Source organism: Methylotetracoccus oryzae (assembly GCF_006175985.1).
GTDB classification, from domain to species: domain Bacteria; phylum Pseudomonadota; class Gammaproteobacteria; order Methylococcales; family Methylococcaceae; genus Methylotetracoccus; species Methylotetracoccus oryzae.
In genome coordinates, this window is the sequence record NZ_SRSH01000001.1 from 566,732 (window position 1) to 592,852 (window position 26,121).

28 protein-coding genes are annotated in these 26,121 nt (G+C 63.0%); 3 read left to right on the forward strand and 25 right to left on the reverse strand.

What is annotated here, in order from left to right; all coding sequences use genetic code 11:
- Window positions 1–214: 214 nt before the first annotated feature.
- Window positions 215–2,353: a hypothetical protein gene (locus BWR02_RS02485; protein WP_139556155.1), complete on the reverse strand. Its 2,139-nt coding sequence runs from the start codon at window positions 2,351–2,353 to the stop codon at window positions 215–217.
- Window positions 2,354–2,766: 413 nt separating this feature from the next.
- Between BWR02_RS02485 and BWR02_RS02490 the strand changes: the two genes are divergently transcribed.
- Window positions 2,767–3,240, forward strand: coding sequence for a pilin (locus BWR02_RS02490; protein WP_139556156.1), 474 nt, complete (start codon window positions 2,767–2,769; stop codon window positions 3,238–3,240).
- 499 nt (window positions 3,241–3,739) lie between these two features.
- Here the strand turns inward: BWR02_RS02490 and relB are convergent, their stop codons facing one another.
- The 10 genes from relB to BWR02_RS02545 all read right to left on the reverse strand — a co-directional run bounded on the left by relB (window position 3,740) and on the right by BWR02_RS02545 (window position 9,825).
- Window positions 3,740–4,054, reverse strand: coding sequence for a type II toxin-antitoxin system RelB family anti-toxin transcriptional regulator (relB, locus tag BWR02_RS02495; RefSeq protein WP_139556157.1), 315 nt, complete (start codon window positions 4,052–4,054; stop codon window positions 3,740–3,742).
- The gene (locus BWR02_RS02500; protein ID WP_139556158.1) at window positions 4,051–4,389 is read right to left on the reverse strand and encodes a toxin; all 339 of its coding nucleotides are present in this window, start codon (window positions 4,387–4,389) and stop codon (window positions 4,051–4,053) included. The genes relB and BWR02_RS02500 overlap by 4 nt, the downstream gene beginning before the upstream one ends.
- 548 nt (window positions 4,390–4,937) lie before the next feature.
- A complete protein-coding gene (locus tag BWR02_RS02505) occupies window positions 4,938–5,291 on the reverse strand; it encodes a HepT-like ribonuclease domain-containing protein (RefSeq protein WP_139556159.1) in 354 nt (117 codons plus the stop codon).
- The gene (locus tag BWR02_RS02510) at window positions 5,278–5,589 is read right to left on the reverse strand and encodes a nucleotidyltransferase family protein (RefSeq protein WP_139556160.1); all 312 of its coding nucleotides are present in this window, start codon (window positions 5,587–5,589) and stop codon (window positions 5,278–5,280) included. Before BWR02_RS02510 ends, BWR02_RS02505 begins: the two co-directional genes overlap by 14 nt.
- Before the next feature lie 869 nt (window positions 5,590–6,458).
- Window positions 6,459–6,599, reverse strand: a complete 141-nt coding sequence (locus BWR02_RS02520) for a HEPN domain-containing protein (protein ID WP_162559981.1) — start codon at window positions 6,597–6,599, stop codon at window positions 6,459–6,461.
- A 125-nt stretch (window positions 6,600–6,724) separates the two neighbouring features.
- Window positions 6,725–6,871 (reverse strand): HEPN domain-containing protein, encoded by a 147-nt coding sequence (locus BWR02_RS21030; protein WP_201276104.1) that lies wholly within the window; start codon window positions 6,869–6,871, stop codon window positions 6,725–6,727.
- On the reverse strand, window positions 6,852–7,199 hold the full coding sequence (locus BWR02_RS02530) for a nucleotidyltransferase domain-containing protein (protein ID WP_139556161.1): 348 nt from the start codon (window positions 7,197–7,199) through the stop codon (window positions 6,852–6,854). Before BWR02_RS02530 ends, BWR02_RS21030 begins: the two co-directional genes overlap by 20 nt.
- Before the next feature lie 513 nt (window positions 7,200–7,712).
- Window positions 7,713–7,967: a Txe/YoeB family addiction module toxin gene (locus tag BWR02_RS02535; protein ID WP_139556162.1), complete on the reverse strand. Its 255-nt coding sequence runs from the start codon at window positions 7,965–7,967 to the stop codon at window positions 7,713–7,715.
- Window positions 7,964–8,218 carry a type II toxin-antitoxin system Phd/YefM family antitoxin gene (locus BWR02_RS02540; RefSeq protein WP_129884317.1) on the reverse strand — a complete coding sequence of 85 codons (255 nt, stop codon included), beginning with the start codon at window positions 8,216–8,218 and terminating at the stop codon, window positions 7,964–7,966. Before BWR02_RS02540 ends, BWR02_RS02535 begins: the two co-directional genes overlap by 4 nt.
- 719 nt (window positions 8,219–8,937) lie before the next feature.
- On the reverse strand, window positions 8,938–9,825 hold the full coding sequence (locus tag BWR02_RS02545; RefSeq protein ID WP_236101847.1) for a sulfotransferase domain-containing protein: 888 nt from the start codon (window positions 9,823–9,825) through the stop codon (window positions 8,938–8,940).
- An 842-nt stretch (window positions 9,826–10,667) separates the two neighbouring features.
- Between BWR02_RS02545 and BWR02_RS02550 the strand changes: the two genes are divergently transcribed.
- On the forward strand, window positions 10,668–11,375 hold the full coding sequence (locus tag BWR02_RS02550; protein WP_162559982.1) for a DUF4410 domain-containing protein: 708 nt from the start codon (window positions 10,668–10,670) through the stop codon (window positions 11,373–11,375).
- Window positions 11,376–11,731: 356 nt separating this feature from the next.
- On the opposite strand, the gene glmS is transcribed toward BWR02_RS02550, so the two are convergent.
- From glmS to BWR02_RS02615, 13 genes are all read right to left on the reverse strand, one after another.
- Window positions 11,732–13,564 (reverse strand): glutamine--fructose-6-phosphate transaminase (isomerizing), encoded by a 1,833-nt coding sequence (gene glmS / locus BWR02_RS02555; RefSeq protein ID WP_139556165.1) that lies wholly within the window; start codon window positions 13,562–13,564, stop codon window positions 11,732–11,734.
- A gap of 1 nt (window position 13,565) precedes the next feature.
- Complete coding sequence (glmU, locus tag BWR02_RS02560) at window positions 13,566–14,939, reverse strand: bifunctional UDP-N-acetylglucosamine diphosphorylase/glucosamine-1-phosphate N-acetyltransferase GlmU (protein ID WP_139556166.1); 1,374 nt, start codon at window positions 14,937–14,939, stop codon at window positions 13,566–13,568.
- Between the two features lie 136 nt (window positions 14,940–15,075).
- A complete protein-coding gene (locus tag BWR02_RS02565) occupies window positions 15,076–15,495 on the reverse strand; it encodes a F0F1 ATP synthase subunit epsilon (RefSeq protein ID WP_139556167.1) in 420 nt (139 codons plus the stop codon).
- A 21-nt stretch (window positions 15,496–15,516) separates the two neighbouring features.
- A complete protein-coding gene (gene atpD / locus BWR02_RS02570; RefSeq protein ID WP_139556168.1) occupies window positions 15,517–16,899 on the reverse strand; it encodes a F0F1 ATP synthase subunit beta in 1,383 nt (460 codons plus the stop codon).
- Window positions 16,900–16,938: 39 nt separating this feature from the next.
- On the reverse strand, window positions 16,939–17,802 hold the full coding sequence (atpG, locus tag BWR02_RS02575) for a F0F1 ATP synthase subunit gamma (protein WP_129884310.1): 864 nt from the start codon (window positions 17,800–17,802) through the stop codon (window positions 16,939–16,941).
- A gap of 11 nt (window positions 17,803–17,813) precedes the next feature.
- Entirely contained in the window at window positions 17,814–19,355 is a 1,542-nt protein-coding gene (gene atpA, locus BWR02_RS02580) for a F0F1 ATP synthase subunit alpha (RefSeq protein ID WP_139556169.1), read from the reverse strand.
- A gap of 14 nt (window positions 19,356–19,369) precedes the next feature.
- Window positions 19,370–19,906 carry a F0F1 ATP synthase subunit delta gene (locus BWR02_RS02585; protein ID WP_129884308.1) on the reverse strand — a complete coding sequence of 179 codons (537 nt, stop codon included), beginning with the start codon at window positions 19,904–19,906 and terminating at the stop codon, window positions 19,370–19,372.
- Window positions 19,907–19,912: 6 nt separating this feature from the next.
- A complete protein-coding gene (locus BWR02_RS02590) occupies window positions 19,913–20,386 on the reverse strand; it encodes a F0F1 ATP synthase subunit B (RefSeq protein ID WP_139556170.1) in 474 nt (157 codons plus the stop codon).
- Between the two features lie 51 nt (window positions 20,387–20,437).
- Window positions 20,438–20,683, reverse strand: a complete 246-nt coding sequence (atpE, locus tag BWR02_RS02595) for a F0F1 ATP synthase subunit C (protein WP_129884306.1) — start codon at window positions 20,681–20,683, stop codon at window positions 20,438–20,440.
- A 38-nt stretch (window positions 20,684–20,721) separates the two neighbouring features.
- Window positions 20,722–21,498 carry a F0F1 ATP synthase subunit A gene (atpB, locus tag BWR02_RS02600; RefSeq protein ID WP_139556171.1) on the reverse strand — a complete coding sequence of 259 codons (777 nt, stop codon included), beginning with the start codon at window positions 21,496–21,498 and terminating at the stop codon, window positions 20,722–20,724.
- A 9-nt stretch (window positions 21,499–21,507) separates the two neighbouring features.
- Window positions 21,508–21,870 (reverse strand): ATP synthase subunit I, encoded by a 363-nt coding sequence (locus BWR02_RS02605; RefSeq protein ID WP_139556172.1) that lies wholly within the window; start codon window positions 21,868–21,870, stop codon window positions 21,508–21,510.
- 80 nt (window positions 21,871–21,950) lie between these two features.
- A complete protein-coding gene (locus tag BWR02_RS02610) occupies window positions 21,951–22,805 on the reverse strand; it encodes a ParB/RepB/Spo0J family partition protein (RefSeq protein ID WP_139556173.1) in 855 nt (284 codons plus the stop codon).
- 5 nt (window positions 22,806–22,810) lie between these two features.
- Window positions 22,811–23,596, reverse strand: a complete 786-nt coding sequence (locus tag BWR02_RS02615) for a ParA family protein (protein ID WP_139556222.1) — start codon at window positions 23,594–23,596, stop codon at window positions 22,811–22,813.
- Between the two features lie 463 nt (window positions 23,597–24,059).
- On the opposite strand from BWR02_RS02615, the gene BWR02_RS02620 reads away from it, so the two are divergent.
- Window positions 24,060–24,983 (forward strand): Aq_1264-related membrane protein, encoded by a 924-nt coding sequence (locus tag BWR02_RS02620; protein WP_236101839.1) that lies wholly within the window; start codon window positions 24,060–24,062, stop codon window positions 24,981–24,983.
- A gap of 260 nt (window positions 24,984–25,243) precedes the next feature.
- Here BWR02_RS02620 and BWR02_RS02625 read toward each other — a convergent pair whose 3' ends face one another.
- A complete protein-coding gene (locus tag BWR02_RS02625) occupies window positions 25,244–25,807 on the reverse strand; it encodes an FxDxF family PEP-CTERM protein (protein WP_139556174.1) in 564 nt (187 codons plus the stop codon).
- Window positions 25,808–26,121: the final 314 nt, after the last annotated feature.

Sequence of the window (26,121 nt, forward strand, 5' to 3'; positions counted from 1 at the left end):
GACAAATACAGCGATCTAGCCAGGACCGTAGGGCGGATAAGCCGTCAGGCGCATCCGCGGAATCCATCCTCGGCGGATGCGTCCGCCCCTCGCTTCCGCTCAGGGCTGGCTTATCCGCCCTACCACTGAGTTCCGGGGTCCCACCCGGAACGACGCGGGCGTCGCTGACAGGGTTCTCCTTCCGCACCGTAACCCCACATCCCGCGCAGCTCTGTTATCTGGAGCGCAGCGGGGAGCCCGGTACCGGTCGTGGCAGCACGATGGCCGCCAATCGCCGCGACGCGGCCACGGACCGCTCGGCGGCCGCGCGTAACCCCGCGCCTTCGATCTGTGGCAGCACCGTCGCCGCCGCATCGCTCATGAACGCGGTGGCCAAGCGTTCGACCACGGCAGTCAGCACCCGGTCCTTCTCGTCCGGCGCGGCGATGCGTTCCGCCGCGCGCAGCGCATCCGTGACATAGCCGTCGGCACGGGAGCGATCCCCGGCCAGGAACTGCGCCGCCGCGAGCCGCCCGAGCACGTCGGCCTGTTCCGCCGGATCGGCCACTTCGCGCGAGCGCGCATCCGCCTGAGCGAAGGCTGCCGCGCCATCGAGTCGCACCCGCGTTCGCGCCAGCCCCAACCAGGCTTGGCCCCGCGCGGCGTATCCCTGCACCGTCAGCCGATCCACGAGTTCCGCACCCCAGGTCAGCTGATCCCCGTTCAACGCCGTCCGCGCGAGCGCGAACACGGCTGCATCGCGCCCGGGCCCCGCGGGCAGGCGCCGGATGGCATCCCAGGCCGCACCGAAATCGTCCAGCGCCGCGTGCGCCAGCGCGAGGCGTGCGCCGACGTCCGCCCGCGCATCCGCCTTGGGCAGGGCCGCCAACTGCCGCGCCACATGATCCAGCGCTGCCAGCGCGTTGGCGCGCCGGCCCGCCAACGCATAACGCTCGGCCAGCGCGCAAATCGCCTGCAGCCGGTCCGCCGGACTACGCAGCCCCAGGACTTCGGCATTGGCCTTGCGGAACAGCGCATCGGCATCGTCCGGCCGCAGACCCCGCGCCGCTTGCACGGCCAGCGCTGCCAGACCGGCGCCGCGTCCGGCGGCATCCGGCAACTGCCCTGCCAGCGCCAGACCGCGGTCAAATGCCTCGTCGGCCCCCTTCCGGTCCCCCAACACGAAGCGCACATAGGCCAGCGTCGCGGCCGCATTCACCGCCGGCAGCCCAGTCAACCCGCTCGCGGCCCGTTCCTGCATTTCGGCGGCGACTGCCGCCGCCTTGCTCGCATCGCGCAGGGCCAGGAAATGCAGCGCCAGTTGCCCCAAGGCTTCGAGCGGATCGGCCGCAGCGCTTGCGTCCGCTATCATCGCCGCCCGCACCACGACCGGATCGACCACGAAACGCGGCGGCTTGGCAACGACGCGCTCGCCGCCCTGAGCCGGCAGCACCGCACCGCCCGCCCCCGCATCGGACAGCACCGGGTCTAACGTGGCAGGCGCGGCACCGTTCAAAGGCATCACACCGGCGCCCAGTGGATCAATCGGCAGCCCTTGCGCGCCGGCTGCCAACGAAGTCGCCGGATCGGCCGACCCATCCCCCTGCATCGCGGCGACCAGTTCCATTCCAGGGTCAGCCGGAATGTCCCCGCCCACCGCCGGTGTCACCGTGTCTGCTGCCGCGAAGACATCGGCCGAATCCGCGCCCCGGTCGCCGAACCGCCCGGCGAGCTGCGATGCGCCCAGCCCGACCAACAGTCCGGCCAGCAGCAGGCCGCTCGCTGCACCCGCCAGTCGGGCGCGACTGTTGATCACCGAAGGCAAACCCAGCTCGCGGCGGACCTCGTCTTCGACCTGCCGCGCCAGCGCCTGTCGCGCGATGCGTTCGGCTTCCTCCCGGGCCTCCGCCTCCTCGGCCTTCATCTTGGCCAAAAGGCGCTGGCGCAGGCGTTCGCGCTGCTTTTGCTCCTGCGTGTACTGCCCGTATTTCGCAAACACGATGTCGCAGGACGGACAGACCTCCGGCAAGACCTCGCCCGGCTCGGTGGTGATCTCGGTCCCGCAGTTCGGACAGACCAGGGTCTCGGACCGCGCTTTCTCTTCTTCCAGCGGGACCAATTCGAACTGGTGAGTTCCCCGCGACGCCGGCTGGTAGTTGCTGCGAATGCCGATGCGGAACAGCGCCGCCTGCAGGGCCCTGGCTTCCTCTTCCAGAAGCTGCTGCCGCAGGATCACATTGGGCCGGTTCAACACGGCCTCGGCCTGCGGCAACTCGATGCCGAGCAGACGCGCCAGTCCGAGCGCCGCGAGTTCGCGAGCGTCCTCCTGCTCCGCAACGCCGAAATACAGCAAATCGTACCGCTGAGTCTTCATGGCTTTCCTTGGGGTCATGACCGGGATACGGATAGGAAGATAGCAGGCAGGCGCTGCGCGGGGGACGTGGATAGCCGCCGGCTATGGGGCGAGGCGGCCAAGGGGACTGAGGTTTGCCTCTAGAGAGTCAGCGCGCGCGAATCCCGGCCCCCCATTGCTTGCGTTCGGCTGGGGGCGACCCCCAGCCGAACGGGTGACGAAAAGCGTCACTTCCTGACCCGGTCCGTCGATCACCCAGGACGGTGCCGGATCAGAGACATCAATCACGCCACGTCGGCTGCCAAAGCCCTTGCCCAGCAGCCATGCGGCTTACAGCGTAAACAAGGGCGATAAAACATCGCTTGGCACGGTTACTGATTACTAAGGGCATGGGAGTACAAACACCCATTCACAACATTCAACCGGAGACGACCATGAACGCATTAAACCAACTGAAACGCCCGCCGGTTACCTCCGGTCAACAGGGCTTCACCTTGATCGAATTGATGATCGTCGTGGCGATCGTCGGTATTTTGGCAGCTATCGCGATTCCTGCGTATCAGGATTACACCATTCGCGCGCGAGTCTCAGAAGGCTTGGCAATCGCTAGCGCTGCCAAGACAAACGTCGCAGAGAATGCAGCCTCGGCCGCCGCCGACCTCGGTGCTGGCTGGACCTCTCCCGCAGCGACGACTAACGTATCCGGCGTCGCTATTACCGCCGCTACGGGCGTAATCACGGTGACTTATACCGCCAGGGCAGGTGGAGCGAACGGTGCTGATACCCTTACCCTTACGCCTACCTCCGGGGGTAATGCACTTGCAATAAACACAGCACCTACAGACGCCATAGTCTGGGCATGCTCAGGCACGCTTGCTGCCCGCTATCGCCCAGCGAACTGCCGCTAAGTCTTGACGTCCCTGCTATTGCCTAAATTCAGTCAACCAAAGCCCCTCCCCCGAGGGGCTTTTTCTTGCCAGGAAAACCGGAAAACGGGGGTCGCGGTAGGGACGGAGATTACTCCCCGCCCCCCCGCACAGATCCGTACGAGCGGAACTACCGCATACGGCTCCTGCCTCAGGTCATGACGCGAAGCGCACCGTCGGATACGGATGACGCTGCTTAACCGACGGGAAGTATTTCCGAACCAGCTTGTTACACCTCGAAGAAAACGGGGACAGACCACGGTTTCAAGGCGGAGAGTGAAAAAGCCAGCGTAGCTCCGAATAGCGCCGCGTATTCGGAGGAATGGAAGCGCCAAATTTGTGCGATTACACTACGCTAATCGCGCCTACGGCCCTCTCCTGGCACCGTCCGACCGGGCCGATGGTCGGTCGTGTCGGCATGAATCCAAACCCACAATTCGCGGTTATCAGTCCGGTTTCAGACTGACGTCACTGCTTTCCGTCAGACTGTCGCCAGCCTTTCAACCGTATCGGGGTAACGCTCGACCAAGCGAATCAACAATGCGGCTTGGGCATTCGGACGCGCCCGACCCTGCTCCCAATTTTCCAGGGTGCGCGCGTTAGTCCGCAGATAGCGTGCAAACACCGGGCGGGATAGCTGCAGCCGTTCCCGCAGCGCCACCAACTCGGCAGCGCTGATTTCCACCGGCTGCGTAACGACCACTTCGTGAGTACGCAGCGTCAGTTTTCCGGTCCGTTCATCCGCCAAGGCCTCGATGCCCTCGACAAGCTCGGCAAACAGGTTCCGCTTTTTCATCGTCTCGCCTCTAACTCGCGATTTAGCATTTCTTTTGGAGTCTTGCGATCCGTCGCGCTCAGGTCGTCCAGCGTATCCTTATCATAGAGGGTGAAGAGCCAGAACTGCTGCCCGGTCTTCCACCAGAAGTAGATCACCCGAAGCCCGCCGCGCTTGCCCTTGCTGCGCCGCGGATCGACTTGGCGAAGCTTCCGCAGCCCGCCGGCACCCTCGATCACGTCACCCGCTTCAGGATTCGATATCAAGGTGTTCTGCAAGGCCCGGAGGCCTTCGTCCGTCAAAAACTCTGCTCTGTGGCGGGAGAAGGCAGGCAGTTCTACGAACAAGGCTTTCATGACTCATGTATACGCAAGTTACGGATACTTGGCAAGCTCGGACAGCAGAACGCAAAAACGGGGTCGGGTTGCTTTTTTGCATCATCTTTCGCCTTTCTTGACCGCCCCTGTTGAACACTTCTGGCTCGTCGGCCGGCCATCGCCTCGATCTCCTTCTGAAACGTGCTCGATCAGAAGGGAGAACGTGGCCTGGCTCCGGTAGCGAGCCTACTTCAGGGAGCGGCGTCGGTTCGTTGCCAGGGGCCCAGCCCTCTCGCGAACGGGCGGAAATCAGGACGGTGGTCTGTTCGCCCGGAGGGCCGGGCTCCTACAGGGTGCGGTTTAGGCAGATCCCAAGACAGGCGGCCAAGAAAGTGGCGGCAATCGGGGTCAGCGTGATTTTTCGCGGGCTTCCAAAGCGGCGATAGACGGCGGCAGTCTGCTCGATCCACGCGTCGGATTGGCATCGTAGGGCCGTCGAGGCACGGCCGATTCAGATGGCTTCAGCGTACCAACCCGCGCCCAGCGCGGGCGAAGCCCGCACAGGAAACCCGCATCGTGGCGCGGGTCTATCCGTCAGGTTCAGCGGGAATGATGGCGCGCAATCTTTCAATGAGTTCCGGCAGGTCACGAATAACGGTTTCGAACAGTCGCGCGTGATCGATGTGCCCGTACTCGTGGGCGAGAATGTTGCGCAAGCCGACGATCTGCCGCCATGGAATCTCAGGATAGGCAGCCCGCGTTGCCTGCGAGACATGACGCGCCGCTTCGCCGACGATTTCGACGCTGCGTTCGACCGCGAGGCGGATCACCCGATCCTGATTCCAGGCCGCCTTGTCCCGCCCGGCCAAGATCTCCACGGCGTCGCGTGCGGCCTCCAGCATGTCCCACAGATAGGCTGGATCCTCGTCATTCATCGGCATACAGCGTCTCCAAGTCGCGAGTGACACTGCGGCGCCGAAACGGATTCTGCAGGATACTCGGTGTAGCGACGTCGACGGTCCGGCCAGGGAACAGCGTCGACAACTCTTCCTGCATTTCGACCAGATCGAACAGACTCGCCCTTGAGTCCTCGGCGAACTCTAACAGGAGATCGACATCGCTCTCGGGACGAAAGTCATCACGGGCAGCAGAGCCGAACAGCGACAAACGCTTGATCCGGTGCTTTCGGCAGAACGCCGCAAGCGCATCCCTGGAAAGGGACAAACTCGGGTTAATCATCGGATAATCGCTCACCAAGCGCCTGTTCGCTATGGGAAAAACAGGGACAGACCAAGGTCTTCAAGGAAAACCAGCAAATAAGGGACAGTAGCGAACAGGGTAATCATACGGTAGCTCCAGCCTATCAAAAGAAGGGTCGGGTTAAAAAGGTATTTGGCGACTTGACTTCACAGCACCTGCTCGAAAGATCTTCAGTGGCTCCGCCGCTGCTGCCATCGGCCCTTGAGAGAGGTGGTGGCGATGGCTGGAGTATCGGTGTCGCACGTTTCGCAGATCCAGACGGATAGCAAGGACGAGACGACGATCGGAAACCGGCCAGCGGCGTCAGCAGGTATAGGGGAAAGAAGCGACCCCAAGCTCGCACGCATCTAGCCGGCTCGGGTCAATAGGACGAAACCGGAAAAGGCGCGGAAAAGAGGTCGGGTTAATTTTTTGCACCATCTTTCGCCGTTCTTGACCGCCCCTGTGGAACATTTCTGGCGCGTCGGCCGCCCATCGCCTCGATCTCCTGCGGAAACTCGCTTGATCCGAATGCGCATTCCCTTTTGTTGTAGGCGCCGAGCCCTCTCGGCGAATCCGGGCTGATCAGGGAAGCGGTCTGTTCGCCCAGGGGGCTGGGCTCCTACAGGGTGGGCAGCGGTTTTTGGTAGGAGCCGAGCCCTCGCGGCGAAGCGGCGATGATCAGGGCGGTGGTTGGTTCGCCCAGGGGGCTGGGCTCCTACAGGTGAGGCATCGGTACCTTTGGAGGAGCCGAGCGCTCTCGGCGAAGCGGCGTTGATCGGGGCAGTGGTCAGTTCGCCCGGAGGGCCGGGCTCCTACAGGGTGCGGTTTCGGCAGATCCTGCCACAATGCCACCGGCCGGTCGGGTTTCAACCGGACGTGACGACGGTACGGACCGCAGCCAGGATCGCATGTGCGTGCGTGCAGGCCTGATCCGCTTCCGCACGGGTATAGGCCTCAGACGGCGTCAGCTCCGCCAGGGCATCGGGATAGCGTGTCGGGATGTACAACTTGTCAAGCGACAGCGCGCTCGGAATAGCGCCTCGAACCCTTCGCGGGCACTATCCGGCAACGACTTGATCAGCCGGGTCAGCGAGTGCCCCCAAGGATCGAGATCGAGCAGGAACCACAGGCCCTAAAGCGCCTTCTCGCCCGCCTGTTGGCAGAGGAACGCGGCCTGCGCGTGCTTCCCGAAATTCACCAGGGCCTCGGCCGCCTCCAAATCGTCCTCGGCCTGGAGCAGCCAACGGCCGGCCTCGGCCCTAATCCGCTCTACGCTCATAGAGTATTTTTCCCTCCTCGAGCGCGCGGCGCAGGAATGGGCTGTGACGACGCGCCTGAAGGTCAGCGGGGGTATACGCGATGACATCCACCGGCCAAGGGCTGTCGGCGAGCAGGCCCAGCACTTGGCCGATGCGTTCCAAGGGCGGGGCATCGGTGTTCCAGACGACCAGCAGGTCGATGTCGGAGCGACGAGACTCGGTGCCGCGCGCGCGCGAACCGAACAGCAGAATCAGTTCCGGGTTGAGGGCGGCGCGCAACCGCTGCGCGGCCTCGTGCAGCCAGCGGTCTGCGAGCGCACGCCCGAAGTCAGTTTCGTCTGGGAGCATGGAGGTGGTTTCCGCCGCTGCTGAGGAACCTTGATTTCACGAGTGATAAAGGACGATAGCAGAACCACGACGCGGGTGACAGACAACGCGGGGAGGAAAAAGGAGGCTGATTCGGTTAACACAGTGGAGAAAATTCGCCCCGACCGCAAGGTCGCGCGCCTTACGCGATCCCGACACCATCCCATGAAGCCAGAAACTCATTGACCGCCTGAAAGGCAGTCGCCGGGACTATCGAAACTCGCAAAGCTAACCCCGGGAGAAGGGGGGCTAAGTGGCGTGTTCGCCCGGAGGGCCGGGCTCCTACAGGGTGCGGTTTCGGCAGAGCCCGCCACAACGCCACCGGCCCGTCGGGATGAATCCCGAGCGACAATCAGCCATCCGTTACCAGGTGGGATGGAGGCACACCGATGTCCCCAGAGAGTTCATCCACCGGCACTGCCCGTCAACACGGGGATCGGACATCGCGCCTCCTTCAGGGCAAGAGACGCAAGGGTCAGGAAATCGACCTTGCGCTCAATAGTGATAGCGAAGCTGGGCGATCAAAAGGGCGTCTTCGCCTACGCTGTAGACCATGCGGTGTTCTTCGGTGATACGTCGCGACCAGTAGCCCGATAAGGCGTGCTTGAGCGCTTCCGGTTTCCCGGCGCCGGAAAACGGTTCGCGCTGCGTGTCGCGAATCAGCTTGTTGATTCGCTCCACCATGCGCCGGTCCTGACGTTGCCAATACAGATAGTCATCCCAGGCGGCTTCAGAGAAGACAAGCTTCATTCTTCAACGAGTCGCTGTTCCGTGCCCTGTCCCCGATTCAGTTGATCGATTGACGATAGCAGGCGTTTCGCGTTCTCCGGACTGCGAAGCAGATAAGCGGTCTCTTCCAGAGCGCTGTAATCCTCCAGGGAGAGCATGACCACCGACTGTTGGCCGTTCCGTGTGATGATGATCGGCTGGTGATCGTCGCAAACCCGGTCCATCGTGCTTGCCAAATTCGCTCGCGCCGCAGAATAGGTGATCGCATCCATTAGTTAGCCCTCTCAGTTGTACGTTTTATTGTACAAGCTGCGCACTGGAGAGCAAGGCCCCCAACTCCTCCGATGCCGCCGGTGGCGGTGACGCCGTGCTGGTTGGGACGATGGGATCACCCTTTGGCCCAGGGCAATCGCGGAAAAGGGGTCCGGAAAAGGGGTCTGGTTACTTTTCCGCACCATCTTTCGCATTTCTTGACCGCGCCTGTGGAACATTTCTGGCGCGTCGGCGGCCCATCGCCTCGATCTCCTGCTGAGACTCGCTTGATCGGAATGCACATTCCCTTTTGTTGTGGGAGCCAAGCCCTCTCGGCGAAGCGGCAATGATCAGGGCAGTGGTCAGTTCGCCCAGGAGGCTGGGCTCCTTCAGGTGAGGCATCGGTGCCTTTGTAGGCGCCGAGCCCTCTCAGCGAAGCGGCGTTGATCGGGGCGGTAGTTCGTTCGCCCGGAGGGCCGGGCTCCTAAAGGGTGCGGTTTCGGCAGAGCCTGCCATAACGCCACCGGCCGGTCGGGATGTATCCCGACCGACCACCCGCCAGCGGGAACCTCAGGCCCTTGAGCGCCTTCTCGCCCGCCTGTTGGCAGAGGAAAGCGGCCTGCGCGTGCTTCCCGAAATTCGCCAGGGCCGCGGGCGACCGGTGGACCGGGAGCGACACAGTCTGCGGCATCGCATGCGGCCCCGTCCTCCATACAACGCACGGACCTTGGGAGCTGCCCTAATGCAGCCAATGAGTCAGGTCGCGTCCAGTCAGGCGTCCCAATTTTTTCACGTCGTCCGCGAAGAAGCGGATCAAGTCGTCCCGCAGCGCGCCATCCGGCTTCGCCTGCTCCACCTCGACCCTGTTGAAGTGCTCCAGTCGCCGCAGCAGGCCGGTCCCGTGGCTCAATCCCAGTCTGGCCTTGATGGGGCGCGCGACGTCTCGGGCGCAGGTCCGCACCAGTTTGACCAGCCAGCGATAGCGGGCCTCCTTGCGCTGATTGAGCACCGGAAAATCGACACGACCGTCAGAGGGTTGGCCGAGAAAACGCAAGGTATTCTCGTAAACCTCGCGGACGTTGGCCTTCATGTCCTCAAGAAAGATGACGTGCACGCGCTCTCGGGGCACCTGCTGGTAGAGGCGCTCAAGCTGATCGCCGAGCTTGCATATGTAGCCATAGTCGAGCAGGCGTGGATCGGGTATCAGACCATCCGACGCGGCGCCATGCGCAATCGTGGTCCGTTCCCGCCAAGCCTTCGAGAAATCCGCGACCTTTTGCATGCCGGCGTAAACGACCTCGCTATGATAGGACTGCGCGAGTTCTAGCGGATTACGCATCATGACCACGAAGACCGCCGCCGGGTTGTAGTCGAGGATGGCGCCCACCGCGTTGGGCGAGGCCAGGTACAAGGTGGACGCCTCACCCGCCAGCAAACCATCGGCGCGCGGGACGTTTGCAAGGAGCCGCTGATACTCCTGCAACGTTCTGATCTTGCGCAACTCGTTCATGCGCAGGTCATCCTTGCAGAAATACGACGGCTCCTTGGGGTCCGTCATAAAGATGCCCGGATGCTCGGCAAGGTACCCTGCCAAAGATGTGGTGCCGCACTTCGGTGCGCCGACCATGAAGAAGTCGATGTTTCTCACCCAACCCCCCTAACTCTCTGAATGAAACCCATCCTGGCTGTCATTATGGCGATTCCTTTCCGTATCACGGAAGGCCCTGGAGCGTGCTGAGCCTTCACTGCGCACTGACCATAAGACATCATGGCGCTCCGGATCAATCAGGCTTCTCCTTAACGCCCTCGGCGGAGCGGCGTCGATCAGGACCGTGGTCAGTTCGCCCAGGGGGCTGGGCTCCTACAGCTGGGGCATCGGGTTCTTTGTAGGCGCTGGGCCCTCTCGGCGAATACGCCCCGATCAGCGGCGGTGGTCAGTTCGCCCAGGGGGCTCGGCTCCTACAGCTGGGGCATCGGGTTCTTTGTAGGGGCTGGGCCCTCTCGGCGATTACGCCCCGATCGGGAGCGGTGGTTCGTTCGCCCGGAGGGCCGGGCTCCTACAGCTGGGGCATCGGGTCCTTTGTAGGCGCCGGGCCCTCTCAGCGAGTACGCGCTGATCGGGGGCGGTGGTCCGTTCGCCCGGAGGGCCGGGCTCCTAAAAGCGGGGCAGCGGGTCCTTTGTAGGCGCCGGGCCCTCTCGGCGAATACGCACCGATCGGGGGCGGTGGTCTGTTCGCCCGGAGGGCCGGGCTCCTACAGGCGGGGCAGCGGGTCCTTTGTAGGAACCGAGCCCCCTCGGCGAATACGCGCCGATCGGGGGCGGTGGTTCGTTCTCCCAGGGGGCTGGGTGCCTGGCAGCGCTCCACGGAGGGCCCGGAATGCGAAATAATGGCGCCGCGATTGCGCTCGGGGAACGTGTCGCAGGCCATGGTGGCCAATTTCAACGATCCATTTCAGAGGAGATCCGTCATGAGCGTCATCGGTCGAAGCGTTTTTGGTGCCTGCCTGCTCAGCCTGTTGGCAGGCTGTGCGGGTAGCTCGGTCACTTCGCATCAGAATTATGCGAGCTCCAAACGGCCGCGGCCGGATCACATCCTCGTTTACGACTTCGGGGCAACGCCTGACGACGTCGACGCCGGATCCAGCCTGCAGGGCAAAGTCACTAGCCACGATACACCACAGACCTCCGAGCAGGTGGCCGCGGGCCGCAAGCTGGGCGCCGAAGTCGCCGAGGAGTTGGTGGCGGAAATTCGCAGGATGGGGCTACCTGCGGCCCGCGGCACGGGTGGTCCCAAACCCGTCGTTGGTGACCTGGTCATCAAGGGCTATTTCCTTTCGGTCGATCAGGGAAGCGCCGAAAAGCGCGTTCTCGTCGGATTCGGCAAGGGCGCCGCGGAACTGAAAGCGGCCGTCGAGGGCTACGAAGTCACCCCAACCGGATTGCGCCTGCTCAGCCGCAGCGCCACCGACTCGAGCGGCGGCAAGAAACCCGGGCTGCTGGTCGGGGCCGCGACCTTGGCAGCTACCGGGAATCCGGTAGGCCTGATCGTCAGCGGCGCATCGAAGGCAATGGGAGAAGCCAAAGGCTCCGAGACGATCGATGGCCAGGCCAAGAAGACCGCCGACGATCTGGCCGAGGCCATGAAGGAAGAATTCAGGAAATTGGGCTGGATCTGACGGACCGGGGCGCTCCGGCACCCCGGAATCGCCCCGCCGGGATAAATCCCGACCGACTCGACCGTGACCGACTAGGCCAAGTCGGATCGCCCAGGGGGCCGGGCTCTTACAGGGTAGGGCGTCGGTTGTTTTGTAGGAGCCGAGCCCTCTCGGCGAACACGCGGTGATCAGGGCGGTGGTCTGTTCGCCCGGAGGGCCGGGCTCCTACAGGGTGCGGTTCCGGCCGGGCCTGCCCCACTCACCAAGGCCGTGTCGGGATCAATCCCGACCTCCAAAACGTGCGCCCGTAGCCCGTAGGTCGGGTTTCAACCCGACATCACCGCCACACCGTATCGCAGATCGGGATAAATCCCGACCTACTCGACCGTGACCGATTTGGCCAGATTGCGCGGCTGGTCGACATCGGTCCCCTTGATCAGGGCGACGTGGTAGGCGAGCAACTGCAATGGGATCGTGTAGATGATGGGCGCCAGCACGTCGTTGACCTCGGCGACGCGCAGCAACTTGACGCCGGCCATGCTCTCCAGCGGCGCGTTGACGTCTGCGAACACGTAGAGCTCGCCGCCGCGCGCCTGGACTTCCTGCAGGTTCGACTTGAGCTTTTCCAGCAGCTCGTTGTTCGGCGCTACCGCGATCACCGGCATCTGGTCGTCGATCAGCGCCAGCGGCCCGTGCTTGAGCTCGCCGGCCGGGTAGGCCTCGGCGTGAATGTATGAGATTTCCTTGAGCTTCAGCGCGCCTTCCATCGCAACCGGGTAGTGCATGCCGCGGCCAAGATACAGCGCGTCCTTCTTGTCGCCGAAATTCTCGGCCCACTTGACGATTTCGGGCTCCAGCCGCAGCACCTGTTCGATCTGTGAGGGCAGCCGGTGCAGCTCTCGGACGATCGCGACTTCCCGTTCTTTGCTGATCCCGTTCCGCTTGCCAATCGCAATCACCAGCAGCAGCAGCGCGGTCAACTGGGTCGTGAAGGCTTTGGTGGAGGCCACGCCGATCTCGGGACCGGCCCGGGTCATCAGTGCCAGCTCGGATTCGCGGACCAGCGAACTCTCCGGCACATTGCAGATCGCCAGGGTGTGGGTATAACCGATAAGCCTCGCCTGCTTCAGCGCAGCCAGTGTGTCGGCGGTCTCGCCCGACTGCGAGATGGTCACGAACAGCGTGCCCGGCTGCACGACGTGCCTGCGGTACCGGAATTCGCTGGCGACCTCGACCTGGCAGGGCACGCCGGCGATTTCCTCCATCCAGTAACGCGCCACCATCCCGGCATGGTAACTGGTGCCACAGGCGACGATCTGGACGTTCCGGACCTGATCGAAGATCGCGGCCGCCGTGTCGCCAAAGGCCTCGTCGAGCAGGCGCTCGCCCTGGTAGCGCCCGTCCAGCGTCTTTTCGACGGCGATGGCCTGCTCGTGAATCTCCTTCTGCATGTAGTGGCGGTACTCGCCCCGCTCGACGGCATCGGCCGCGATCCGGGTTTCGTGCACCGGCCGCTCGACGGCGGCCCCGGCCGCATCGTAAATCTCGACGCCGTCCGTGGTCAGCACGGCGGTGTCGCCGTCTTCCAGGAACAGGAAGCGCTGGGTTTCGGCGACCAGGGCGAACACGTCCGAAGCGATGTAGTTCTCGCTGTCGCCGAGGCCGACCACGAGCGGGCTGCCCTGGCGGGCGGCGACCAGCTCGCGCGGATGGGCGCTGCTGATCACGCCGATCGCAAAAGCGCCGCGCAATACGCCGCAGGTCGCCTGCACGGCTTTCAGTAGCGGCAGGCCCTGTTCCAGAAAAACATCGATCTGATGGGCGATGACTTCGGTGTCGGTCTCCGAAGTGAACTCGTAGCCCTTGGCTTGCAGTTCGCCGCGCAGCGCTTCGTAGTTCTCGACGATGCCGTTGTGGACCACGGCCACGCGCTCACGGCACACATGCGGATGCGCGTTGCGCTCGGACGGCACGCCGTGCGTGGCCCAGCGCGTGTGCGCAATGCCGATCCTGCCGACCAATGGCGCCTGCTGCAGCGCGGCTTCGAGTTCCAGGATCTTGCCGATGCGGCGCGTCCGCAGCAGCGTGTGGTCCTGGTCCAATACCGCGATCCCGGCGGAGTCATAGCCTCGATACTCGAGACGCTTCAGCCCTTCCAGCAGGACGGGCGTCACCGTCCGGTGCGCGATCGCGCCGACTATGCCGCACATGCTATTTCTTCTCCTGTTTGACCGGGCGCTGCCAACCGTCGATGCTCAGCTGTTTGGATCGGCTCAGCGTCAGCGTGTCCTCGGGCGTATCCTTGGTAATCGTGGAACCCGCGCCGATCGTGGCATTGCGGCCTACCCGGACCGGGGCGACGAGCTGCGTGTCGGAGCCGATGAAGGCACCGTCCTCAATGATCGTCTGGAACTTGTTGGCGCCGTCGTAATTGCAGGTGATGGTGCCGGCGCCGATGTTCACGCGCTGGCCGACAACTGTGTCCCCTACGTAGCTCAGATGGTTGATCTTCGAGCCGCTCGCGACCGTCGAGTTCTTCACTTCGACGAAATTGCCGATATGGACATGATCGGCGAGGCGCGTTTCCGGCCGAATGCGGGCAAAGGGGCCGATCCGGCTGCCGTCGCCGATCTCGGCATTTTCCAGATAGCAGTTCGGCAGGATCTGCACGTCGTCGCCGAGCACGCAGTCCTTCAGGTAGACGTTCGCGCCGATCTTCACACGATGACCGAGCCGAACGCAGCCCTCCAGCACGACGTTGACGTCGAGTTCGATCTCCTGCCCTTCGACCGCGACGCTGCCCCGCAGATCGAAGCGCGCCGGGTCCAGCAGTGTGACGCCCTGGTCCATCAGGCTCTGCGCCTGCCGGCTCTGAAACACCCGCTCGGCTACCGCCAACTGGGACTGGGTATTGATGCCGAGCACTTCGTTCGGCTCGCGCGCCTGGCTGACTGCGATCTCGTGCCCCTCGGCGGCGGCCATACCGATGATATCGGTCAGATAGTATTCGCCTTTGGCATTCCCGTTATCGAGCCGGCCGAGCCACTCGCGCAACGCGCGGCCGCGGCAGGCGAGTATGCCGGTGTTCACTTCCCGAATCCGCCGTTCGTCGGGCGTCGCATCGCGCTCTTCGACGATGCGCAGCACCCGCCCGTGCGCGTCCCGGACGATGCGCCCATACCCGGTCGGATCATCGATCTGCATGGTCAGCAGCGCCAAGGTCGCGTTCCCCGCTCCGGCGATCAGTTCCTGGACGGTTTCGCGGCGCAGCAGCGGCACATCACCGTAAAGGATCAACACGAGCCGGTCGTCGGCAAAGTGCGGCATGGCCTGCTGGACCGCATGGCCGGTGCCGAGCTGTGGCGACTGCAGGATCCAGGTCGCCTCGAAACCCGGGCAGGACTCCGGAATCCGCTCACCGCCATGACCGTAGACGATGAATACGGCCTCGGCGCCGAGCCCCTGCGCGAGTTCGTAGACATGTCCCAGCAGAGGCTTTCCGCCTATCGGGTGCAACACCTTGGGCCGGGCCGAACGCATGCGCGTTCCCTGGCCGGCCGCGAGAATCACGGTTTGAAAAGTCATGGCAACAACAGTGAAGTCGGGGATGAACGATCCGTGTAGCGCAGCCACATGCTAGCAAAAAAAAACCCGGCGGGCGGGAGTCCGGTACGACTCCTGCAACCACCGGGTCCTTGTCTCGGGCGGAATCGCCCGGCCGTCAGCGGCCTTTGCGGAGCTTCTCGATGCTCCGCAGCTGCGCCATCGCTTCGAGCAGCTGGGCCTGGGCCTTGGCGTAGTCGATGCGGCCCGACTTGTCCTGCAGCATCTCCTCGGCGCGTTTCTTCGCCTCGATCGCGGCCGCCTCGTCCAGGTCCTTGGCACGGATCGCGGTGTCGGCCAGGATGGTCACAATATGCGGCTGCACTTCGAGCATTCCGCCCGAGATGTAGAACGGCTGCGTGTCCTGGGCATTGACCTTGACCCGCACTTCGCCGGGCTTCAGGCGGGTCAGGAACGGGGCGTGGCGGGCGGCAATGCCGACCTCGCCCATTTCCGCCGGGGCCACGACCAGCTCGGCCTGTCCCGAGAAGATCTCCCGTTCGGCGCTCACGATATCGACGTGAATCGTCATGGCCATGTCGTTGTTCCTCCGCAGCCCTTACGCAGCGAGCTTCTTCGCTTTCTCGAGCGCTTCGTCGATCGTGCCGACCATATAAAAGGCCTGCTCGGGAAGATCGTCGTACTCACCGTCGATGATGCCCTTGAAGCCGGCGATCGTGTCCTTCAGCGACACGTACTTGCCCGGGCTGCCGGTGAAGACTTCGGCGACGAAGAACGGCTGCGACAGGAAGCGCTGAATCTTGCGCGCCCGTGACACGGTCAGCTTGTCCTCTTCGGACAACTCGTCCATGCCCAGGATCGCGATGATGTCGCGGAGTTCCTTGTAGCGCTGCAGGGTGCTCTGGACCTTGCGCGTCACGGTGTAATGTTCCTGACCGATCACCAGCGGGTCGAGCTGGCGGCTGGTGGAATCGAGCGGGTCGACGGCCGGATAGATTCCCAGCTCGGCGATCTGGCGCGACAACACGACGGTCGCATCCAAGTGCGCGAAGGTCGTTGCCGGCGACGGGTCGGTCAAGTCGTCGGCCGGAACGTAGACGGCCTGGATCGACGTGATCGAGCCGGTCTTGGTCGACGTGATGCGCTCCTGCAGGATGCCCATTTCCTCGGCCAGATTCGGCTGGTAACCCACGGCCGACGGCATGCGGCCCAGCAGCGCCGACACTTCGGTACCGGCCAGCGTGTAACGGTAGATGTTGTCGATGAACAGCAGCACGTCGCGGCCTTCCTCGCGGAAGTACTCGGCCATGGTCAGGCCGGTCAGCGCGACGCGGAGACGGTTGCCCGGCGGCTCGTTCATCTGGCCGTAGACCAGCGACACCTTGTCGAGAACGTTCGAATCCTTCATTTCGTGGTAGAAGTCGTTCCCTTCGCGGGTACGCTCACCGACCCCGGCGAATACCGAGAACCCGCTATGCTCGATGGCGATGTTCCGGATCAGCTCCATCATGTTGACGGTCTTGCCGACGCCGGCGCCGCCGAACAAGCCGACCTTGCCGCCTTTCGCGAACGGGCAGATCAGATCGATGACCTTGATACCGGTTTCCAGCAGTTCGTTGGCCGCCGACTGCTCTTCGAAGCTCGGCGCCTTGCGGTGGATCGCCCAGCGATCCTGCTCTCCGATCGGGCCCTTCTCGTCGATCGGATCGCCGAGCACGTTCATGATGCGGCCCAGCGTCGCCTGACCGACCGGCACCGAGATCGGCGCGCCGGTGTTCGTGACATCGAGGCTGCGCTTCAGGCCGTCGGTGGTGCCCATCGCGATCGTGCGGACGATGCCGTCGCCCAGCTGCTGCTGCACCTCCAGCACGATCGGCTGGCCCTGCACCTGCAGCGCGTCGTATACCTTCGGCAGTGACTCGCGGGGAAACTCGACGTCCACGACGGCACCGATGATCTGGACGATTTTGCCCGTACTCATTCGCTATTCCTCTTCCCGATTCGGGTCTTAAAGTTTTGCTTAAACTGCCGCGGCGCCGCCGACGATTTCGGCGATTTCCTGCGTGATGGCCGCCTGCCGCGCCTTGTTGTAGATCAGCTGCAGCTCCTTGATCAGCTTGCCGGCATTGTCGGAGGCGCTCTTCATGGCCACCATCCGTGCCGACTGCTCGCAGGCGTTGTTCTCGACCAGGCCCTGGAAGACGAGTGACTCGATGTAGCGGATCATCAGGTCGTCGAGCACCTCTTTGGCATCCGGCTCGTAGATGTAATCCCAGTGGCCCTTCAATTCCTCGCCGAGTTCCTCGGCACGGATCGGGATCAGCTGGTCCACGCTGGGGCGCTGCGTCATCGTGTTGACGAATTCGTTGTAGACGACGTGCAGTTCGTCGAGCCGACCCTCGTTGTACTCGTCGAGCATGGCCTTGATGACGCCGATGATGCTCTCGAGGTGCGGAGCGTCGCCGAGGCGCGAGACCTGCGCGACGACATTCGCCCCGATGCCGTTGAAGAAACCGGCGGCCTTCTGGCCGATGGTCGCAACGCGCATCTCGCAACCCGCCTCGGACCAGGTCTTCATGCGCTTCAGCAGCATGCGGAACAGGTTCGAGTTCAGGCCGCCGCACAGACCGCGGTCGGACGAGATCACGATCAGCCCGACCGTCTTGACCGGGCGCTCGAGCATGAAGGCATGCTTGTATTCCGGATTCGCGTGCGCCAGATGCTTGATGATCCGGCCGATCTTCTTGGAATACGGACGCGTCGCCTGCATGCGGTCCTGCGTCTTGCGCATCTTGCTGGCGGCCACCATCTCCATCGCACGCGTGATCTTCTGCGTGTTGCGGATGCTGCCGATCTTGGTGCGGATTTCTTTGCCGACGGCCATGCGCGCTTACCTCACCAGGCGTGCGATTCTTTAAACTTCGTCACCGCCGCCTTCAGGTCCTTCTGAATCGCGTCGCTGTAGTCGCCGCTCTCGTTGATCTTGTCCATCAACTTGGCCTGGCTGGTCTTCATGTAGTTCTGCAGCGCGTCCTCGAAGTCGCGGACCTTGTTGACGTCGATGTCATCGAGGTAGCCTTCATTGACCGCGAACAGCGACACCGCCATCTGCGCGACGCTCATCGGCGCATACTGGTTCTGCTTCATCAGCTCGGTCACGCGCTGGCCGCGTTCGATCTGTTTGCGGGTCGCTTCGTCGAGATCAGAGGCGAACTGCGCGAAGGCCGCCAGTTCGCGGAACTGTGCCAGGTCGAGACGGATACCGCCGCCCAGCTTCTTGACAACCTTGGTCTGCGCGGCGCCGCCGACGCGGGAGACCGACAGACCGGCGTTCACGGCGGGGCGGACGCCGGCGTTGAACAGGTTCGTTTCGAGGAAGATCTGGCCGTCGGTGATCGAGATCACGTTGGTCGGAACGAAGGCGGACACGTCGCCGGCCTGGGTTTCGATGATCGGCAATGCCGTCAGCGAGCCGGTCTTGCCCTTGACCTCACCGTTGGTCAGCTTCTCGACTTCCTCGACATTGATCCGGGACGCGCGCTCCAACAGGCGCGAATGCAGATAGAAGATGTCGCCGGGATAGGCTTCGCGGCCCGGCGGACGGCGGAGCAGCAGCGAAATCTGGCGGTAGGCCCAGGCCTGCTTGGTCAGATCGTCATAGATGATCAGCGCGTCTTCACCGCGGTCACGGAAATACTCGCCCATCGCGCAACCCGAATAGGCCGCGATGAATTGCATCGCCGCCGAATCGGACGCCGAAGCGTTCACGACGATGGTGTGTTCCATCGCACCGTGCTCCTGCAGCTTGCGGACCACGTTGGCGACCGACGACTGCTTCTGGCCGATGGCCACGTAGATGCACTTAACGCCAGTGCCCTTCTGGTTGATGATCGTGTCGATCGCGATCGCGGTCTTGCCGGTCTGGCGGTCGCCGATGATCAACTCACGCTGGCCGCGGCCAATCGGGATCATCGAGTCGATGGCCTTGAGGCCGGTCTGCAGCGGCTGGCTGACCGACTGCCGGCTGATGACGCCCGGCGCGATCTTCTCGATCGGCGACATCCCAGCCGCAGCGATCGGGCCCTTCCCATCGATGCCGTTGCCGAGGGCGTCCACGACGCGGCCCAACAGCGCTTCGCCGACCGGGACTTCGAGAATGCGACCGGTGCACTTGACGGTGTCGCCCTCGGTCAGGTGCTCGTAGGCACCGAGGACCACCGCACCGACCGAATCGCGCTCCAGGTTCAAGGCGACGCCGAAGGTGTTGCCCGGGAACTCGACCATCTCACCCTGCATCACGTCGGCGAGACCGTGAATGCGGACGATGCCGTCGGTCAGGCTGACGATGCTGCCCTCGGTCCGGGCTTCGACACCGAGGTCGAAATTCGCGATCTTGCTTTTGATCAGTTCGCTGATTTCAGAAGGATTGAGTTGCATGTTTCATTCTCACTCTAATTCCACAGGGTCTTTTCCAGCCGCTGCAGCTGGCCGCGCACCGAACCATCGATGACGCGGTCTCCGGCGCGAATGACGACACCGCCGATCAGCGATGCGTCTTGATGTACGGTCAGTCGGGCTTGCCGCTTCAGCAGCTTTTCGACGAGTCCGGCGATGTCCTGCTCTTCTTCCGCATCGAGCGGAAAAGCCGTGGCCACCGAGACATCGATATACCCCTCGTCTTCCGCCCGATAGTGGGAAAATAGGGTGCGAATCGACGGCATCAGTCCCAGCCGGTGGTTGTGCACCAATAGCCGGACGAAGTTCTTGCCATCGTCATTCAGGTGATCCTGGCCGAGATCGAAGAAGGCGGACAGGAAACGCTCCTTGTCGGCTTGCGGATTGCTCGCCGCCTGCTGCAGCTGCGCATCCGCGAGCGCGGTCTCGAGAAACTGCAACATGGTTTCCCACTGCCCGGTGGAGCCCGTTTCCTTCGCGCGCTGATAGGCCGCAACCGCGTACGGTCGGGCCAGCGTCATCAGTTCACTCATCGATCATCAGCCCAGTTGTTTCTTCAGATCTTTCAGAACTTCCTTGTGCTTGTTCTGGTCGACCTCGGTCTTCAGGATCTGCTCGGCGGCAGCAATCGCCAGCGTCGAGACCTGCTTCCGCAAGCCCTCCTTGGCCGCTTGCACTTCACGGTCGGTCTCGGCCTTCGCGGCAGCGACGATCCGCTCGCCTTCCTGCTTGGCGGCATCCTTCGATTCATCCACGAGGTCGTTGGCACGCTTCTGGGCGAGATTCACGATCTCGGCCGCCTGATCCTTGGCTTCCTTCAGCAATACCTTCGCGCGCTTCTCGGCATTCTCGAGATCCTGCTTTCCCTTGTCGGCAGCGGCTAGCCCTTCGGCAATTTTCTTCTTCCGCTCCTCCAAAGCCTGCATCAAGGGGGGCCAGACGTACTTCATGGTGAACAGCACCAGAAGTGCAAACGTGATCATTTGCCCGAGCAGGGTGGCGTTGATACTCACAGCGCTTTCCTCATGCGTGAAGACGTGAAATGGACGACGCGCTCAGACCGCTTATTTGATAAACGGGTTGGCGAACGTGAAGAACAGCGCAAGACCGACACCGATCATGGTCACCGCGTCGAGCAGACCCGCGACGATGAACATCTTCACCTGCAGCATCGGCACCATTTCCGGCTGCCGAGCAGCGCCTTCCAGGAACTTCCCGCCCAGGAGACCAAAGCCGATAGCGGTCCCCATTGCACCCATACCGAGGATCAGCCCCACGGCGATCGCGGTCATGCCAGATACAGATTCCATAAGTCCTCCGATAGTCGAACGGTTTGAGAGAAAACGGCTCAGTGGTCTTCGTGTGCCAGACTGAGGTACACGATCGTCAACACCATGAAGATGAATGCCTGCAGGGTGATGATCAGGATGTGAAAGATCGCCCATGGCAGGCTCAGCGCAGGCTGTATGTACCACGGCAGCAACGCGATCAGGATGAAGATGAGTTCGCCGGCGTACATGTTGCCGAAGAGTCGCAGGCCGAGCGAGATGGGCTTCGCGATTTCCTCGACCAGCTTCAGCAGCAGATTGAATGGAATCATCCACGGCCCGAAGGGCGTCAGCAGCATTTCCTTGGCGAAGCCGATCGGCCCCTTGACCTTGATGCTGTAGAAGATGATCAGCGCGAACACGGAGATCGACATCGCGAAGGTCGCGTTCAGGTCCGTGCTGGGCACCACGCGCAGATAGCCGAGTCCGACGGCCTTGCCGATGCTCGGCAACAGGTCGACGGGGATCAGGTCCATGAAATTCATCAGCCAGACCCAGACGAAGATGGACAGGGCGAGCGGCGCAATCAGCGCGCTGCGGCCGTGAAAACTGTCCTTTACCTGGGTATCGACGAACTCGACCAGCATTTCGGCGAAATTCTGCAGCGGGCCGGGGACGCCACTGGTCGCCTTCTCCGCGGCTTTCATGAACAGAACCAGAAACACGGCGCCGAGTACGACGGAGAAGAAAAGCGTATCGAGATGGAGAGTCCAGAAACCCTCACCGGTCGCCAGTGGCGTCAGGTGGTGAATGATGTAGCCGGTTGCACCTTCGGGACTGTGTGCCTCTGTCGCCATGCTTGATTCTCAGCTGTCGGTATCCGAAAAAAGGAGGGCGGCCCAAAATGCACCCTGCACCGCGATGAAGGCGGCGAACAGCGGTGCATAACGCACATCGGGCAGTTGGAACACCAGGAAAAAGAGAACGGCCGTCATCGCCATCTTACTGGCTTCGCCGGCGTAGAAGGCCCTCACGATCTCCTGCGCGGATCGACTCGCCGCCGATGTTCCGAACCGCAGCGCGAACACCGCATTCGGCACAAATCCAATCAGGCCGCCGATCAGCGCCGAACGCCCCGCGGGCCAGCCGGCCAGGGCTGTCGACAGCGATACGGAGAAAGCGATGATTCCAATCTGCCAGTGCAGGACGCGTCGGACGGCCGCGAACACTTACCGTCCTCCGAGGTCGGCGCCTCCACTCAAAACCCCGCGGAGTCTATCAGCGGGGTTGCGGGAAATCAACGACGAAGCTAGCGCTCAAGCCGGTCCAGAATCCCCTGCAGATGCTCCAGGCTGGCATAGTTGATGATCAGCTTACCGGTCCCTTTGCGGCCCTGCTGGATCTGCACATGCGCGCCAAAAGTCTCGCCCAGCCGGTTCATCAGCGCGGCGATGTCCGGATCCGGGCGTCGCGCGGCGGGCTGCGACGGCGGCGCTGAAAGCAGCCGCCGGACCAGTGTTTCCGTAGCGCGCACAGTTAATTGCTTCGACGCAACACGTTGCGCGACCGGTGCCTGCTGTTCGAGGGGCAGCGCGAGGATGGCCCGGGCGTGGCCCATTTCGAGACTGCCGGCGCTCAGCAGCAGCTTGACCTCGGGGTGCAGTTCGTTCAAACGCAGCAGGTTGGTCACGGTGGCGCGCGACCTTCCGACCGCGTCGGCGATCTGCTGATGGGTCAGGTCGAACTCCTCCGACAGGCGACGGAGTGCCTCCGCTTCTTCGAGCGGATTCAGGTCTTCCCGTTGTATGTTCTCGATCAGCGCGATGGCCATCGCACTCTGGTCGGGGACATCGCGGATGATGACCGGGATGTCCCGCAGACCGGCAAGCTGAGCGGCTCGCCAGCGGCGCTCGCCGGCGATGATCTCGTAGTCGAAGGTCCCGCTGGCGCGAACCAGAATCGGCTGGACCACGCCCTGGGCACTGATCGAATCGGCCAGTTCCTGCAGGCGCGCCGGATCGAAGTCCTTGCGCGGCTGGTACGGACTGGCGCGGAGCGCTTCGACCGGCACCACACGCAAGGTTTCGCCGGCCACAGGCTGTGTTTCGGCGGGCCCAAGCAAAGCGTCCAGGCCGCGACCCAATCCACGTTTTTTGGTTGTCATCAGGTTCACGAGGCGAGGGAAACGGCGGGTTTGTTGCGGCGAACCAGTTCGCCGGCCAGGGACAGGTAGGCGGTGGCGCCCTTCGAGCTCTTGTCGTAGAGCATGATCGGCAGACCGTGACTCGGCGCCTCGGCCAACCGGATCGTACGCGGGATCACGGTGCGGAACACCGCATCGGCGAAATGTTGCGTCAACTGCTCGGACACCTCTTTGGCAAGGTTGCTCCGCGCGTCGTACATCGTGCGCAGCAGGCCCTCGATGCGCAGCCGGGGATTCACGCTTTCGCGCACGTTCCGCAGCGTGTCCATGAGGTCCGACAAGCCCTCCAGCGCGTAGTACTCACACTGCATCGGGATCAGCACGCTGTCTGCCGCCACCAGGGCGTTCACCGTCAGGATGTTCAGCGCCGGCGGACAATCGATCAGCACGAAATCGTAGCGGTCCCGGGCCGCTTCGAGCACATTCGACAGCACCCGGTCGCGAGATGCCTTCTCGAGCAGCTGGACCTGGGCGGCCGCGAGATCGGCATTGGCAGGGAGCAATTCCAGATTGAAGGCCTGCAGCTTAACCACGGCCGCATCGAACGCCGACTCACCGATCAGCACCTCGTACACCGAGGCCTCAAGCGCCTTCTTGTCGACGCCTAGACCCATCGTGGTGTTGCCCTGCGGGTCCAGATCGATCAGCAGCACCTTCTTCTTCGTGGCGGCAAGGCTGGCGGCGAGGTTGATGCTCGTCGTGGTCTTTCCGACGCCGCCCTTCTGGTTCGCCACCGCAATGATCTTTGCCATACGTGATTGTTTCATATGCGCTTCGGTGGAATGCTCGAGCCGTAAATCGCCCTGATTGGCCCCGTCCGTGAGAGGACCGGCGAGCCGCCGAGAGTAAGGCCGGACGACGAAGCTGTCCAGCGCGCCGGCGAACGACCGCCTCCGATGGGCGTAACCGTTCACACCCCCCTCGCGGGAGCGGGCGGGGAAGGCGAGACACGCCGTGAATCCGTCCCTGGTGGCTCGGCTGCGGGTTCCCTCCCGCAGACGGTCTCGGCCTCCCGGCCCGCTCCCACTACCCAACACGGCAGCAGGATGAATGGTTACCCGATGGGCGGGGCACGATTATAGACCGGGATAGGACCGGCCGCCGCGCGACGTGACGCAGGGTCAGCCGCAACCGATAATTGCCGTTCCGCAGGGCCATGCCGTGCACGGCATGGCGCCAGACTGCCGCAACGTCTTCGACCGGCCAGAGCAAAACATGCCCCTTCGCTACCGTCGCTTCTACGACATTTCCGTAAGCGAGCGCATCCTGAACAGCGCGTTTCTACTGACGATCGGGATCGGCTATGCGTTCGCGCTCGCGAACCTCTACTACACCCATCAGGCCCGCGACGGCCGGCGGGGCTTGTCGGTACAGGACGTCATGATCGCCTACCACGGCTCGACCCACCGGACCCGGCTGGAGGTCGCGATCAACGGCATCATGGAACCGAACCTGAAATACAAGAGCGACAAGGAAGTGATCGTCAAATGGATCCATTCCGGAGCCGGCGAAGCCGAGTATCACGCATTGATCGCGCCCATCCTGAACCGTGACTGCGTGGTGTGTCATACACCGGCCATCAACCCCAACCTCCCCGACCTGACGCGCTATGCCGGCGTTTCGGAGGTCGCGGCAAAATCGAGCGGGGCAACCCTGCCCGCGCTGATTCGCGTATCGCACATCCACCTGTTCGGCATCGCCTTCATTTTGTACTTCATCGGCCGTATCTTCATCCTTGCGGAAATGAACGTGACCGTGAAGCGAATTACGGTCGCGATTCCGTTCGTGGCAATGCTGCTGGACGTCGCGGCCTGGTATATCACCAAGTCGATCCCGGGCTTTGCCTACGTCGTCGTCGCAGCGGGTGCGCTGATGGGCATCTCCATGGGCGCGCAGATCCTGGTAAGCCTCTATCAGATGTGGTTCCACCGCGTGCACCCGATCCCCGCGGGGGCCCCCGCCGGAACACGGGCCCGAGCATGTTGCGGCATCCTCGCCGAACTCGGCTATGAACTGACCGAACTGCCCGATGGCTGGGAGTTGCGCGACCCGGACGGCGCCCGCTGCCGCCTCGGCACGCTTGAGGAGTTGGAGACGGTCTGCAGCGGGCTGGAACTCAAGCATCAGCAGAGCTATTGAATGCGCGCGACCGGCCGGGGCATGGTCCCGACCGACTTGCAACCTCACGGCCTGGTTACCGCGGCGGTGACTCGACCTGATGACTCCGCCTGCTCTGTGAAGTGGGGGGTATTCCTTGGCCCCCAGCGCAGACGTCAGCGGTGTGAACCGCCCTGATGTGAAACGAAACGGCCCCAACAGCATGCGACTCAAGAAAAGTCCTCCGCTCGCCGGCAGCGAGCGGAGGCATCACGCGATCGCGGGTACGACCGTCGTGCGATTTAGGCGGGAAGCGCTGCCAGCGCGGGTTCGGCATTCGCCAGTTGGCGTTGCTTGCGGCGGATCTGGAAGGCCATCAGGCCCGCACCCATCACCATCAACGCCCATTCTTCCGGTTCCGGGACCGGAGCGGCGATCGCCCCCGCACTGAACTTGAAGGCACCGCGAGCGAAGCCCGGCTTCATCTTGCCCGCCACGACGAGTTGGTAGGAACCCTCGCCGAGCGCGCCGGCGAAGCTGGCCAGGCGGCCACCGCGGGTGCTGGCGATCAGATTGTTGTCGCCATCCAGCAACCGCATGCGGACGCTGCTGAACTTGAGATGCTTGCCCAGCGCTCCGCCGCCGAAACTGCGGGTCAGATTGACGTCGGCGTTTTTCGACAAGTCGAACTTGAAGGTGTTGCGGAACTTGCCTTGCGTATTTTGCTTCACGACGTAACGGCTTTCCCCGCCGCTGATCGACGGAGCCAGAAGATCCCCCAACTGAATGACCTTGGCGCTGGCGGGAGCCGTCAGACCCAACAGCATCGCCGCGATCCACGCCTTCTTCCAAAGACCCTGCTTCATACAACTCTCCAAAATCAAGATTCTTTTGTGACGCAATACCTCGGCACCGTCGTATGTATCGAACAAGCGCCTACGCGGCACTTAAAGCCAAAACCGTGCCTATTTCTGATGTGATTGATAAATATAATGTCTTTAGCGGATACCACAGACCCGCAGCGTCGAATGTAAATTTCTCTGAACGGCAGCAAACCGGGGCCGCATAGGCGCGACCATCAGGGTAGTCGGCAGACACTACACAACCGATCTTGCCGCGGTGTGCGGAGGGAGATATCGGGTCAGGGAGCTTGCTGGTTGGGGCTGGGCCAGCGCAGGGG

Excerpts from the sequence above, each read along its gene's own strand:
- BWR02_RS02485 (WP_139556155.1), bottom strand. The coding sequence starts at position 2,353 with ATGAAGACTCAGCGGTACGATTTGCTGTATTTCGGCGTTGCGGAGCAG.
- BWR02_RS02490 (WP_139556156.1), top strand. The coding sequence starts at position 2,767 with ATGAACGCATTAAACCAACTGAAACGCCCGCCGGTTACCTCCGGTCAA.
- relB (WP_139556157.1), bottom strand. The coding sequence starts at position 4,054 with ATGAAAAAGCGGAACCTGTTTGCCGAGCTTGTCGAGGGCATCGAGGCC.
- BWR02_RS02500 (WP_139556158.1), bottom strand. The coding sequence starts at position 4,389 with ATGAAAGCCTTGTTCGTAGAACTGCCTGCCTTCTCCCGCCACAGAGCA.
- BWR02_RS02505 (WP_139556159.1), bottom strand. The coding sequence starts at position 5,291 with ATGCCGATGAATGACGAGGATCCAGCCTATCTGTGGGACATGCTGGAG.
- BWR02_RS02510 (WP_139556160.1), bottom strand. The coding sequence starts at position 5,589 with ATGATTAACCCGAGTTTGTCCCTTTCCAGGGATGCGCTTGCGGCGTTC.
- BWR02_RS21030 (WP_201276104.1), bottom strand. The coding sequence starts at position 6,871 with ATGAGCGTAGAGCGGATTAGGGCCGAGGCCGGCCGTTGGCTGCTCCAG.
- BWR02_RS02530 (WP_139556161.1), bottom strand. The coding sequence starts at position 7,199 with ATGCTCCCAGACGAAACTGACTTCGGGCGTGCGCTCGCAGACCGCTGG.
- BWR02_RS02535 (WP_139556162.1), bottom strand. The coding sequence starts at position 7,967 with ATGAAGCTTGTCTTCTCTGAAGCCGCCTGGGATGACTATCTGTATTGG.
- BWR02_RS02540 (WP_129884317.1), bottom strand. The coding sequence starts at position 8,218 with ATGGATGCGATCACCTATTCTGCGGCGCGAGCGAATTTGGCAAGCACG.
- BWR02_RS02545 (WP_236101847.1), bottom strand. The coding sequence starts at position 9,825 with ATGGTCGGCGCACCGAAGTGCGGCACCACATCTTTGGCAGGGTACCTT.
- BWR02_RS02550 (WP_162559982.1), top strand. The coding sequence starts at position 10,668 with ATGAGCGTCATCGGTCGAAGCGTTTTTGGTGCCTGCCTGCTCAGCCTG.
- glmS (WP_139556165.1), bottom strand. The coding sequence starts at position 13,564 with ATGTGCGGCATAGTCGGCGCGATCGCGCACCGGACGGTGACGCCCGTC.
- glmU (WP_139556166.1), bottom strand. The coding sequence starts at position 14,939 with ATGACTTTTCAAACCGTGATTCTCGCGGCCGGCCAGGGAACGCGCATG.
- BWR02_RS02565 (WP_139556167.1), bottom strand. The coding sequence starts at position 15,495 with ATGGCCATGACGATTCACGTCGATATCGTGAGCGCCGAACGGGAGATC.
- atpD (WP_139556168.1), bottom strand. The coding sequence starts at position 16,899 with ATGAGTACGGGCAAAATCGTCCAGATCATCGGTGCCGTCGTGGACGTC.
- atpG (WP_129884310.1), bottom strand. The coding sequence starts at position 17,802 with ATGGCCGTCGGCAAAGAAATCCGCACCAAGATCGGCAGCATCCGCAAC.
- atpA (WP_139556169.1), bottom strand. The coding sequence starts at position 19,355 with ATGCAACTCAATCCTTCTGAAATCAGCGAACTGATCAAAAGCAAGATC.
- BWR02_RS02585 (WP_129884308.1), bottom strand. The coding sequence starts at position 19,906 with ATGAGTGAACTGATGACGCTGGCCCGACCGTACGCGGTTGCGGCCTAT.
- atpE (WP_129884306.1), bottom strand. The coding sequence starts at position 20,683 with ATGGAATCTGTATCTGGCATGACCGCGATCGCCGTGGGGCTGATCCTC.
- atpB (WP_139556171.1), bottom strand. The coding sequence starts at position 21,498 with ATGGCGACAGAGGCACACAGTCCCGAAGGTGCAACCGGCTACATCATT.
- BWR02_RS02610 (WP_139556173.1), bottom strand. The coding sequence starts at position 22,805 with ATGACAACCAAAAAACGTGGATTGGGTCGCGGCCTGGACGCTTTGCTT.
- BWR02_RS02615 (WP_139556222.1), bottom strand. The coding sequence starts at position 23,596 with ATGGCAAAGATCATTGCGGTGGCGAACCAGAAGGGCGGCGTCGGAAAG.
- BWR02_RS02620 (WP_236101839.1), top strand. The coding sequence starts at position 24,060 with ATGCCCCTTCGCTACCGTCGCTTCTACGACATTTCCGTAAGCGAGCGC.
- BWR02_RS02625 (WP_139556174.1), bottom strand. The coding sequence starts at position 25,807 with ATGAAGCAGGGTCTTTGGAAGAAGGCGTGGATCGCGGCGATGCTGTTG.